Below are 13009 nucleotides of genomic sequence, written 5' to 3' on the forward strand. Positions count from 1 at the left end.
ATTTTAACTTGGGAAGGGTAAGATATTCTGCTCAATGGTATCCAGTACAAATCCTACCCAATCTTTCTGTGATATGGAGGGGTCTAGGTAATAGTCCGGTTGGATTCCGCTGCCGTCAATTTCCATTCCCGGGATGCGAAGGCTTTTCGACCTGCAGTACCATAACTGAAATTCCCCACTCGGCGAAATTGCAGAGGTCATATTGGAAAAATCAAGGGCTCCGAATGTAGAGCTTCCGTATAATTTGACCTTGCTACTCTGCTTTGCCTCAAGGAGGAACTGCTCTGTTGTACTGGCACAGTACTCGTTTACCAGGATTGCCACACGGAGGGGGTTGGGTAGAATCGAGTCCATACTGTCAACGGTTACATTGGCCTCCCTTACCCTCACGAAATTACCGAGATCAGCGTTCAGCCTTTCATAGGTCTCCTTAAACTCCGCCCGCTGTTTTTCCCCATACAATGTATCCTGAGAGAGTTCCAAAACGGCCATGTTGTTCAATTCGGTCGATAGGAGTTCGACTCCAACGGTTCTTATGGGATTTGTGTATATATAGGGTATCAAGGATGAATATGCCCAATCGGATCCCCCACCGTTATTGCGCAGATCTATGATTAGGTTATGGGCATTTATAATATTTTCATGGTGGGTGCGCAACACACTGTCAATCGCCGTTTTATTTGACATAGCGAAACTCGGTATGCGAAGGTAGCCTGTACGGACGGAAAGTTGTTCGTAGTAGGGAGAGTGGGTGTAAAGATAATTGATGTAATTCTTGACCAGTGGTTTGTCCTCAAATTTTCGGGACTTACGGAGAAAGAAGGACATGCCCTCGATATGAATGATGTTATTCCCGATAAAGTGTACCGGCACGTTTTCTTTAACGGAAAAATCCCGAAACCATAGCGTAGCCCTGAAACTATCTCCATCTGGATATAACTTGAATTTTATCTGGTCTTTTTTCCACGGCGTACCTGGAGCATCCAGGAGGACGCCACTATAACCGCTATCGGTGGGAACTATTCCTACTTTATATGGAGAGCTTTCCCAGACTCCGATCGGGGACGGCTCGTGCTGCTTAGCTATCTGATCCTGGAAACGCCGTTCATCTAAACCCAATGTTTCATGGTTTCGTATCTTATTACTGTCCAGTTTGAGTATAGGTACTGATTGCTTCTCCTCGTTTAGGACGATCACTCCTATATGTCCCTTTCTAAAAAATCGAAGCCAGTTATATATTAAATTCTTACAATCATTTTTTGTGCGTATATCTTTTGCCTGATGCATCAATAGTGCCGTGTGATCCTCATAGGCCTTCTGTCCTTTTTCATTCAAAATGTATCCAAATCCAGCATCATTTTTTTCGAATGTATTCTTGACCCATGTTAACTCCGATGAGCAGTCACATCGGTCTTGGGCCATTACGTGCTTTGCTGGAATAATTAACGATAAAAATAGAATTAAACAGCTTAAGAGGGCTTTAGTAGGGTTCATTATCAAATGATGTTGTTTTACCGTAAGATAGGAAGTTTTTCAAACAAACTAATTTAATACTTTCAACTGGCTTGAAAAATAGGGAAATCTACCAAAACAGGAAATAATACACGCTGCACGCGTGCACTAGTGGGGCTGCCTAGCGGAGTAAATCTCTCTATAAAAAAAGTTAAAACCCCGTCGAATGGGACGGGGTTTTAACGTGTTTATTTTAGCGTATCAACGGCACCAGTGAGCGATCGAATGACCTGCAATTCGGCTTCTTGGTAGGCTGTTCCATCTTTTCGGAAGATATCATGAAACCATAATGTGGGTTCGGCGAGATGAGGAAGTGGTGTATCCCATGCAAATATGGTATTGGTCTTACCAGATACGAGTCCCCAATTTATAGCGCCTACATTTTCTTGTTTTAGCATAGGCATGATGTCTTGAAATGTACTCTTCTGTGTCCTGGCCATATATTCTGTACATATGAGTGGCCGGCCATATTGCTTGAGAGAATCTATCAATTTTTTGTGCTCGTTTAAAGGTTCATAGGTATGGTAGGTCACGATATCTGAATTTTCTAATTGAAAATTGTTCAATGCTTGTAGATTTAGATCCCAGACGCCTGCTGTGATAGGCTGAGATGGATTTACGGATCTTGCCCAACTAAAAACCTTTTGCAGTAAAAAGAGACTTTTCTCGTTGTAACGATAAGGGCCTGATCCACCTGGTTCATTGTAGAGGTCCCACATTAGGATTCTTTCATCGTTTTTGAAGGTACTGAGTATATCTTTTACATATTCCTCTAATTTGGGTAGAACCGCGGTGGTATCGCCTTTGTAGTAGAGGTCTCCTGGATCTCTTAGCCAGCCCGAATTGTGTACGCCTGGCTTGGGACTTGGTTGCTGACCGACTTTGAACTCCGGATTCCAACAATCGTCAAAGAATACGAACATGGTGGATATCTTGTGCTTGTGGGATATGTCTAGATATTGATTGATGCGTTCCTTAAATCCTTCTTTGTCCGATTCCCATAAGGCATGATGTAAAAAGACGCGCATGGTATTCATGCCGATAGCGGCAGCCCAGCCTAATTCACGATCTATGGTGACAGGGTCAAAGGTATCTGCTTGCCACATCTCTAACTGATTAATGGCATTGCTAGGAATAAAATTGGCACCGCTCAACCAGCCTTGTCGGGCATACCAGGTGGAGGCCTTTTCCTTGCTCCAAATATCCGCTGTATCTGTCTTCTGCGCAGTACAGGATTGGAATAGGACTAACACTAAACATGCATATACAATGATTCTATTTTTCATGATTTTATCTTTTTTTAATTCCAAGTATAAATTACGACATCTCCTGCTTCCACTTGAATGGAAGTATTGGCTACGCTCTGGGTCTGCCCATTTTTCAGCATCCTTTTGACGCCTGCATCTGCATCGACTTTTAGTTCCATGGCTGATCGATAATCTTTATTGACTATAATCAGATAGTGTTTGTTGTCTTTAGTCAGGTGAGAGACCACCGCGCCTTTTTCTCCTGTATAAATTGATTTTATCGGGCTGGGCAAATTACCGATGCCTCTGGTTCCTTCGGGAAGTACGGCCCCGGTATGCCACACATCTTGTACGGTAGCATGCATAAAGACAGTGGCTAGGTCTTGAATCTCTTTGTTGACCGTTTTAACCAACGCATAGACGGGTGTCTCTGTCTCTCTATAAACACCGTGGAAGGTAAAGTATTGTATCGCTTGGGCTCCATAGGCCAAATTACTAAATACCTGCAAACGCAATTCTCCTAATGTAGGGACCTGATAAAAATGACTGGCATCCAAACGATGTGATAAGGCCAGTACAAATGCCCAGAAAGGGATGTTCTTTTTCTTCGCCGCTTGTGCAATCTCCTCTAAATTTCTATACCAATCTGCTCTGACGACACTGGGGTTGCCATCGATGGATACAATAGGATAATTGTCAAAGGATAGGAAGGGAACGGGTACTTTGTCCAAATAAGTCTGCAAGGTCGTCTTGTATTGCTCTTTACCCCAGGCCCAATTGGGATATACATTGACATACACGGGATGCTTACTGTCAACGGCTTGAATTTTTCGGGCCCAAGATCCGATTTCATCCAATTCGGATGTTTCGGGTTCGTCGTCGAGGTGGTATCCCATAAGTGCTGGCGAACCTGCAATTGTTGAAACGGTCTGCTGCGCATCGGTCTTAAGCTCTGGACTTGAAATAATTAGTTTGACGCCAGCTCTATCTGCCTCGTGGAGCACATGCTGTACGGTAGCTATATCATCATACCATCCTAGATAGGTATTGAAGCCTGCTTCTTTCATTTTTAGAAACTTAGTGTAAGCATTCTCGGATTCGATGCCTGTCCAAGCAACGATTGGGATTTCATCTTGCTCCTGGTACGTGTATGCTTTGCCTTGTTGTACTTGGATAACCTGCGTTGCAATGCCATTGCCGGAGATGCGGAATGCGGCTGTTCTTCCGACCCCACTATACTCCGCTACCTGTAGTTGTACGCTCGCTTGCCCCTCTCCTTCTGCGGGACTGATCGTACACCAGGATTGCTCAGAAATGGAACTGATCTTCCACGTTGTATTGGATTGTACATTCAACGCCTGTTGACTGGCTTGGTCACTTACTGCAATTTTTTCGGCTACTCCTTCAATTGAAAAATAAGCTTTCATGGGCTCAGGTGCACATGACCATTGCAGCAGTAAGAATATATAAATCATCATATGTTTCATGTTAATTAGTGCTTTAATATTGTGGTATAAATTCGATTATCTCCTGAGCTACGTCCATTTTTACCTGATAGATACCAGCTTTAAATTGAGCCCCAGGTATTAAGTCCCCAGCTCCTGAACGGGTCACGAGGGTATTGGGAATCACCTGATATTTATTTTTGGTATCCACTTCTTGCGCCCAGCCATATCCTTTAAAAAATTTAAAGCCCATACTGTTATCGAGATATAAAGTCGCTTCAAATACTTGTGGCCCCGATGTCTTAAAAAACAACCATTGATGTGGGTAGCTAAAATCCCAGTTTAACGTGGCTACAAAGGGTTGTATAGGTAATCCTGCTCCTGTGCCCAAGATGTACATAACATCGGGATAAAACACATCTCTTGGTCTTTCCAAATACAAGAATCTGGTACTGGAATTGAACTTTAGATTATACAGGGCTGTGGGTCCTGTAAACTTGGCGTCTGTGGCTCCCAGCAGCTTAAAGAATTCGGGTCTTAGGTTTTTAGCTAGGTCTGAACCCATGCCGCTAAAGCTTACGACAGCGTCTTCTACTAACGTAATATCGGACTGGGTGTATGCTCCTCCAATAGAAAAAAAGCTGCTTAGATCAACCTGTATGCGATGCTGGAGCAACTTGGATATATTAAAACTAAGCATGTCAAATTCGAGATATTGAATCGGAAAGCTACTTGAATTTGGTGTTGGAATGCTAGATGATGTTTCATCAGTTACGACTGAAATCTTGTTGTTTTTCCATCCCCAGACTAATCCGGAATAATCGGGCTTGTTATCGATCGTACGCTCGGCTATCTTAAAGTCTGCCCCAACGCTAGTCAGGTCTACAGCTGTAGTACGATAACCGTAAGGGCTATCCCCTAATTTTTGCATCGTGTAAACAGCCCCTTTGCCATCGATTAGAAATAACTGTTCTGGATTTTCTGGCCTGACGACGTCTACACTTTCTTCGTCTTTCAATACTAACTCCGTAGTGGTATTTGCCAATGCATTGCTGACCTTCAGCGATACGTTCAACTTCCCATTTTTAAATCCGGCAACAAAGGGTAAAACGGCCTCTTCGACAATCTTTAATGATCGTCCGGAAATGTTTTTGGTTATATTTAAGATTTCGGCTTCATCCATGCGGATTAATAATTGATAAGACACAAGGTCATTGTTCGCGTCGCTTACATCGGCCGTGAATCTGACCTTCCCTCCTGCAGGAACTTGTATCTCTCCATTAGCTCCTTTTAGTGCTGCATGCGCAATGGTGGGGGCAGATGGATTAGGCCATTCTGGCCACTGAGGTGTGGTGATATCTTTATTCTGACAGGAAATAAAGATTAATACAAAGAGTATATATACTATTCTTTTCATGATTAATTTATTATTGAACTACCTTGCATTTGCGACATCACTCCGCCAGCCTTCGCGCTCAAAGGTTTGAACTAAATTCTTTCCATACGACTCCTTGGCCTGTTGGACGGCATAATTTGGTATGGGTAAATACTGATGGGTAGGTATGACTCCTTTTAACTGAAAATTGCGCTGGGCAAATTTATTGAATCGGATCAGATCGATTTTACGCAGTCCTTCATAATATAGTTCATGGCCCCGCTCTGTTAGAATCGCATCCAAAAAAGATTCCTTATTGCTGCGTGCTTGTTCTGGAAGATTGCTTAAGCCTGCCCGTTTGCGCACGAGATTGACCGCGGCAATAGCTTCAGCAGAAGGAATGCCATTGCTCTCTCGTACGTCGGCTTCGGCATACATCAAAAGAACATCTGCCCACCGAGCTAGTGGTATATCAGTGCCTTGAAATGGAGTGGCTGTCTCTATGGGAAACTTATTCAGAATAAATCCATCCCAGATAGGATTATTGCGATCGATCCATTTGCCGGCAGTTGTATAATAACGGGTAATGATGGCCTCTTTGCGCAAATCATTGGGCTCAAAGGTGTCGTAAAAACGAGGACTTACGTTGAATGTCTGGCCCCATCCGGCGCCTTGCAAAGCGAATGCTGTAGGCTTACCCTGATCATCTACACGCGCTGCATTATCCGGAACAGCCAACATCATCAACGGATTGAAGTTTCCAGATTTATTACCCCCGTCTGCGCTTTCATCAGCACTTACGGCCATAATAATCTCTTCATTGAAATTGTTGGCATTCTTGAACACTTCGGTGTACGGATTAGTTCCTTTGCTATATAGATTGTACTTTCCTTTTAATTCTTGGTACATCTTCAATGCTTTGGCATAATAGCCTTGCTGGTGATATCCTTCATTTAAACAATGGCGCATAATGCATACCCGTGTGTAATCTTTGTTGTATCGCCCGATATCTTTCTGCGTCTCAGCTATATATTGGTATGCGAAATCAAAGTCATCCATAATCCATTGCGACATCTGTGCCATGGTAGGTCGTTCTAAATTTTCTAAAGCGACTTTGTCGGTCACCAGGTCTGGGTCGACAATGACCGGTACCGGACCGTATACATGTAACAAATAGTACATCATCAAACCGCGACATAAACGAGCTTCGGCAAGAAGTTTCATTTTGTCGTCTTCGGACATGATGGATGTAGATGCTTTATCAAGTGTGCCAATAACATTGGTAAAGTAGGTAACCTCTGCTAGCTTTGGGAAATGATTTGGCCTTGCATCATCCAATGTACCACGCACGTAATAAACAGCTTGACTGAAATCGGCTCGAGAGAGTCTGAGGTATTCGCCGCCCCAACCATTATTCCAAATCGCCATTTCTTCTGTGGGATAATCAAAAAGCTTCAGCACGCCACCGGCAGGAATATACCAGCTATGTTGATTACCCGTGGTCCCTGCGCCAATGTAATAGGTCCAGGTGGTGGTAAACGGCATATAGCACGTCATCATAAAGGATTCATACTCTGCTTTTGTTTTGGGGTAATTCGAGACATTTAAGGTTCCGTATAATTGTGGGTCAAAATTTTTCTCGCAACCTGTGGCTAGAAAAATAACACCAATTAAATATAATATCTTCTTTTTCATAATGAATCATTAAAAACTGACTACCGCACCGATTGTATAGGTCCTGACCATAGGATATTCGGCAGCGGACAGACTATTGTAGCCTGTATAATATCCTCCTGTCTGTGCTTCTGGGTCTACGCCAACAAATTTTGTAAAGGTGAATGGATTTTGTGTATCGATAAATAATCGGATATTCTTTACATAGTTGGAGATAACCTTATGCTGTTGTAGATTGAAATTATATCCAAGCGTGATGTTGCGTACACGTACAAACGATGCATCTTGAAGATCTTCTACATAGCCAACATCTCCAGGCAAGGCTACGGCTTTAGTGGAAGCGATACCTCTTCTTGTACCTTCTGTATTATTCTGGGAATTCCAGATTTCAAAGGCGTATTGATTTGAATTTTTCGGCCCCGGATAATACAGGTCACCGACCATGGCCCAACTATACGCATAATTGCGCTTCCACTGACCTAACTGACCATACATGAAAATATCCAGATCGAAATTTTTATAATTGAATGTGTTGCCGAATCCAAGAATGATCTTAGGTTCTAGATTTCTCATTTTAACATCGTCTACCGTGATCTCGCTATCTCCGTTGTTGTCTTTTATGATGGGGTACCCGGGTTTCTGAGCATCTGGAGATAAACTTTTTTGGGATTCGGGCATATTGCTCCGATCACTATTGATGATACCATCAGTATCGTAATAATAATAAGCGTTCATGGGTTCGTAAAACCGCGCTCTGTATTCTTCATAATAATGGTTTGGCTCACGCTTGACCCAGGTAGACTCGTAATGGGAAAGGGTGATTAGTGATTTCCATTGAAAAGAGGAAACTGATTTTATTTGATGGGTATGGACACTCGCCTCCCAACCTGTCCGCATATAATGGCCGAAATTCATGGGTACAGTACCACTTGAACTCAGAGGCGAAGCGGGATCGCTGCCCAGTAAATCGGTGATATCATTCCGAAATACATCAAAACTCCCGGTTACTCTATTCGCAAACAAACTAAAGTCTACGCCTATATTTTTCATGGTAGTCTTTTGCCAAGATACATCTGGATAATCTGGTCCACTTAAAAGATAAGGAATATAGGTCACGGAATTATTGGAAAATTTGATAAACTGACTGGCGACGTAATAGGTGCCATACAAACTAGAACCTAAATTGTCACTACCTGTCTCTCCCCAACTCCCTCGCAACTTAAGTTGATCTACCCAACTAACACCCGCTAAGAAATGTTCGTTGCTGATCTTCCATGCTGCTGATAGAGATGGAAAATAGCCATATTTCTTACCTGGGAAAAACTTGTCTGTACCGTCTCTACGCAAAGTCCCGGATATGATATACCTGTCTTTAAAATCAACTCCTGCCCTGACAAATTGGGACCTTCTCTCGCTTCCGCTTCGGGAGGAGGTAGGAAAATATTCGCCTTCTGCTGCAGCAATATTGTCGGCTCCAATATTGTCGTTAATTTGCTGGTAATCGATTTCCAAACCTTGACCACTTTGCAGGTATTTACCCATGCCGGCAACGGCTTCTACACGCCATTGCTCGTTGATTTTTTTATTGAATGATAAGGTGGATTCAAAGGTTTGGTGTTGTCGCTCAATATACCCCAGATGTCCTCTTGACTTATACATCTGAAAGAAATAGATATCGGATGGTATGTATAAATCACGATTGGTATTTTCTTTGTTCAGACCATAAATGACCCTTCCTTTCAACACATCTTTAATAACATCAATATCGGTTGCAAAATTTAAATAATAGCCATTTGATCGGGTATTGTCCTTGATCTTGACCATCTCTGCTGGATTAGGAAAATTCTGGTAGATACTTGCCTTACCATCTGCACCATATACGGGCAGGTATGAGGGATATGTCAATGCCGATTGAAGTGACCCGGAACCGTGACCTCCTGAACCTCCTTCGGCACTGGAGTTGGTAAAGTAATTTTGATTGATATTAGCAATTGCGGTCAGTTTTAAAAAAGGAAAGAGTTGAGCTGAAAGATTGGAGCGCATGGTGTAACGCTTAAGACCGGAATTGACCACGGTACCATCTTGGTTGAAATAGTTGCCAGATAGATAATAATTGTATGACTTGGTACCGCCCGATAGCATGATGTTTTGATTCGTAATGCTTCCATTCTTCAATACATGGTCTAACCAGTCGGTTGTAGTGGCAGCCTGGATGTCGTCTGGTGTAAATTGTGGTATCCAATTATGATCAAATGCATGCGGGCCATAGGGATACATCTCATGGGTAAACAGGTAATTTTCCTTATTAAAAAGATTGGCAAGATTCATATAATCTTGTCCATTCAATGGTTTTAGATAAGGGTAATTTTTAACGACAGAATGTGAGCCATCGTAGCTGATTCTTGGTGAAGATTCTGTTCCTTTCTTGGTTGTAATCAAAATTACACCATTGGCTGCACCAATACCATAAATCGCAGCCGAAGCATCTTTTAGTATTTCGATCGACTCAATGTCGTTTGGATTTAACCCAGCCAATCCGCCTCTGCGTATAGAATTGGGGACATCTGTGGAGCCGGATCCTACTTCTAACTGTCCGCCCGGCATCATGATGCCATCGACAATATAGATGGGCGGACCTGCACCTCGTATGGACAAATTAACGTCTCCTCCTGGCTGGGGACTGCTCAAGGTGGCTTGTAATCCTGCGGCTCGTCCTAAAAGCATTTGCGACATATTACTAATGGCTGCTTTTGAAATATTATCAGGCTTTACGGTGGATACGGCTGTAGTTAGGTTTTTTCTTAAAGCCGTACCATAGCCTACGACAACTACTTCATTGAGGTTATTCAAAGAACTTTTAAGCTGAATTTCGACTTGATCACTGCTAGATATAATCTGCTCCAGGCTCTCAAACCCGATGCTGCTGAATGCTAGCACTTTGTCGGTTGGTGAAACCTTAATCTTAAAATGACCCTGTTGATCAGATTTTGTCTGCATATTGGCCCCCTTTACCTGTATGGTAACGCCTGCAATTGCTTTGCCTTGATCGTCCTTAACGATACCCGCTATTTCTCTTTCTTGAACAACTACGGGCAATTGATAGGTATCTTTTCCTTTAACAGAGGGGGCTTCTATTTTAGTTCTTCTATGGACTAAAATAGTTTTATCATCTAACGTATATTCGTAGGGTTGATCTTTAAATAATACGTCCATCAGTTGGTTTATACCGACTGATTTAACAGAAAGTGTCACAGGTTTTGCCGCTTTGAGATCTTCTAAATTATATAAAACCACATAGGGAGTCTGTTTTTCGATCAATTGGAATATTTTGGCTATAGTCGTTGACTTTACTTCCAACGAAATAACTTGAGAATAGCTTTTGGCCTGTATATGGATACAAAAGCAACATATTAAAGGACAAACTATTTTAAAGATCATAATCGTTTTCTTTAAAAATGATAAGGGTAGTTTTCTTCGGGGCAGGAATATGCTTTCCTTTCCTCGCATTTTTTTCATAATTTTGATTTGCTAAGGTTTACTATTAAAATATGAGTCCATTCTATTTTAGCGTGTATCCTAAGTATATGGCTGGGGCAGTGCGGTCAACACGCCCAGCTTTCTTTGATACAACACTTAAGCTTAAGTAGGTGCTGCTTTCATATAATGATTGTTTTGGTTATCTATTATTTTTTAGGATTAAGATCGTCATATAACAATAGGGTGCGATTGGTCTGAAATTCTGATTTTAAGTTAAACTCTTGCTCAATGAAATGGACAAAAGTTGACAACTTGACGCCTCTACTCATTTTCCCCCCTAAATAGCCGTTAAGTTTCTTTCCTTTATAAATTACTTTGATGTCATACCAGCGTTCAATTTGTTTTAAAGATTCTTCAATACTGATCGCATGAAAATTGAAATATCCATTCTTCCATGATACGATGGCTTCGGTATCTACAGGGTGTACCTGCATCTTCTTATCTGCTCCATAGACGATTTGCTCGCCGGGTGACAACACAATCGTTGCACCTGAGGGATCGATAGTACGCACGCGCACGGAACCTGTCAGCAATGTGGTTTTACTGTTTTCTTCATTTTTGTAGTCATTGACATTGAAGGTGGTTCCGAGAACTTCAATCTGCTGCTCTCTTGTATGAACAATGAATGGCCTATTTTTCTCTTTAGCAACCTCAAAATAGACTTCACCTTCTATTTTTACTTCTCTATAATCTTTATTAAAAGTAGAGGGATATGTAATTGCAGAACCTGCATTCAGCCATATTTTGGTGCCGTCTTGAAGTACGGCAGAATAGGTCCCTCCATTCGGAGTGGTCAAGGTGACTGTTTCATTATGGGCAAGATGTCTAATCTCTGTTCCATCCCCATAAGTAATCTGATCGGTATGCTGGACAACCTGCGAATTTGTGCCATCCAACGCCAGTGTCTCTCCGTTAGATAAGGTAAGTAAGGCTTGATTTGACCCAGGCATAATATCTTGAACCTGTAGGTTAATATCCACCATATTGTCGGACAATTTTTGATCGCGGGATGCCCAATATAGGGCACTTCCAATACCTATGCATACGACTATAGCTGCTGCGTAGCGAGACCATATAGGAAATTTTCTGATGCGTGGTGTAGACGCTATAGCGCTATCTAGTCGCTCTTGGATAGTCAACCAAGTATTATCGACTATACGGGCAGCTTTTAGGCGAAGGTCATTTGTAGCCTCTTCTCTACTCATGAAATGCGCTTCAAACAAGACGTCGATAGCTGGATCGATTGGGTCAGCTAGCATATAGGTATATAATGTATCTATATCTTCTGGCGATGCATTGCCAGCGAAATATCGTTCCAAAAGTGCTGAAATGTGTTCCTTATTTTCCATGCAGTTGGTCTATAGTTTTTTCCGTGTATGTATCTAATACACTTAAAAAAAGAAAACTAACAGCTTGAGAGAAAAAAAAGATTGTTTTTTTTGACTAGTACAATAAATAAAATAGCACTAGATGGAGATAATGTGGTTTTAACACGTGTTTTAAATGCTTATTAGCAGCCTGGAGGTGCTGATTTATAGCGGAGTAACTTATATTCAACTCTTCACTTATTTCCTTATAACTCTTGCCTTCAATGCGATGTAAAACAAATACTTGTCGCTGCCTGTCCGTTAAAAATTGAAGTGCTTTTTCCAATATATTACTACAATCCTTTTTAAATAAATTCTCTTCGATGGGATTATAAAATTCATTATTTACTAACGAGCTGCGATAGCGTTGATCCATCAATGAACTTCGAAACTTATTTAAAGAAATATTTTTGGCAATTTTATAAATGTAAGCATTAAAGGATAAGGCTGGGTCAATTGACGCTCTATTTTCCCATAGTTTAAGAAAAACGTCTTGAAGAACATCCTGGGCCAATTCTTCAGACTTTAACAACTGTATCAGTTTAATGGCAATTTTATGGGCATACTTTGAATAAATAACCTCAAAGGCTTTCTTATCTCCATGCTTGAGCAGGGTAAGAATCTCTTGTTCATTAAATTCAGAGGCATTACTCACAGTTTTGCTTATATCTAGGTCTTGGTTATTCTTTTTTAAGCCATAAATATAGTCGATATTTTTAAATCCATCACAAAAAATATAATTCTATTCAATTTTTTGATAATTCATCGGGATTAAGGGCTGCTTCAGCACGCGACATTCAACAGGAGCGCCGATTGTCGGATCAAAAAGCATTCGAAAGGGTGATATCTGGC

8 protein-coding genes are annotated in these 13009 nt (G+C 41.6%); all 8 read right to left on the minus strand.

Going from position 1 to position 13009, the window contains the following annotated elements:
• Positions 1 to 3: 3 nt before the first annotated feature.
• Complete coding sequence (locus OQ289_RS12060; protein WP_270087110.1) at positions 4 to 1494, minus strand: S41 family peptidase; 1491 nt, start codon at positions 1492 to 1494, stop codon at positions 4 to 6.
• 206 nt (positions 1495 to 1700) lie between these two features.
• Positions 1701 to 2798 (minus strand): cellulase family glycosylhydrolase, encoded by a 1098-nt coding sequence (locus tag OQ289_RS12065; protein WP_270087111.1) that lies wholly within the window; start codon positions 2796 to 2798, stop codon positions 1701 to 1703.
• Positions 2799 to 2812: 14 nt separating this feature from the next.
• On the minus strand, positions 2813 to 4237 hold the full coding sequence (locus OQ289_RS12070) for a BACON domain-containing protein (protein ID WP_270087112.1): 1425 nt from the start codon (positions 4235 to 4237) through the stop codon (positions 2813 to 2815).
• Between the two features lie 22 nt (positions 4238 to 4259).
• The gene (locus OQ289_RS12075; RefSeq protein WP_270087113.1) at positions 4260 to 5621 is read right to left on the minus strand and encodes a DUF5125 domain-containing protein; all 1362 of its coding nucleotides are present in this window, start codon (positions 5619 to 5621) and stop codon (positions 4260 to 4262) included.
• 18 nt (positions 5622 to 5639) lie between these two features.
• Positions 5640 to 7274, minus strand: coding sequence for a RagB/SusD family nutrient uptake outer membrane protein (locus OQ289_RS12080; RefSeq protein WP_270087114.1), 1635 nt, complete (start codon positions 7272 to 7274; stop codon positions 5640 to 5642).
• Positions 7275 to 7283: 9 nt separating this feature from the next.
• Positions 7284 to 10691 (minus strand): SusC/RagA family TonB-linked outer membrane protein, encoded by a 3408-nt coding sequence (locus OQ289_RS12085; RefSeq protein WP_270087115.1) that lies wholly within the window; start codon positions 10689 to 10691, stop codon positions 7284 to 7286.
• A gap of 245 nt (positions 10692 to 10936) precedes the next feature.
• Positions 10937 to 12139, minus strand: coding sequence for a FecR family protein (locus OQ289_RS12090; protein ID WP_270087116.1), 1203 nt, complete (start codon positions 12137 to 12139; stop codon positions 10937 to 10939).
• 94 nt (positions 12140 to 12233) lie between these two features.
• A complete protein-coding gene (locus OQ289_RS12095; protein WP_270087117.1) occupies positions 12234 to 12812 on the minus strand; it encodes an RNA polymerase sigma factor in 579 nt (192 codons plus the stop codon).
• Positions 12813 to 13009 lie beyond the last annotated feature (197 nt).

It is taken from the genome of Sphingobacterium sp. SYP-B4668 (assembly GCF_027627455.1).
Classification (GTDB): Bacteria; Bacteroidota; Bacteroidia; order Sphingobacteriales; family Sphingobacteriaceae; genus Sphingobacterium.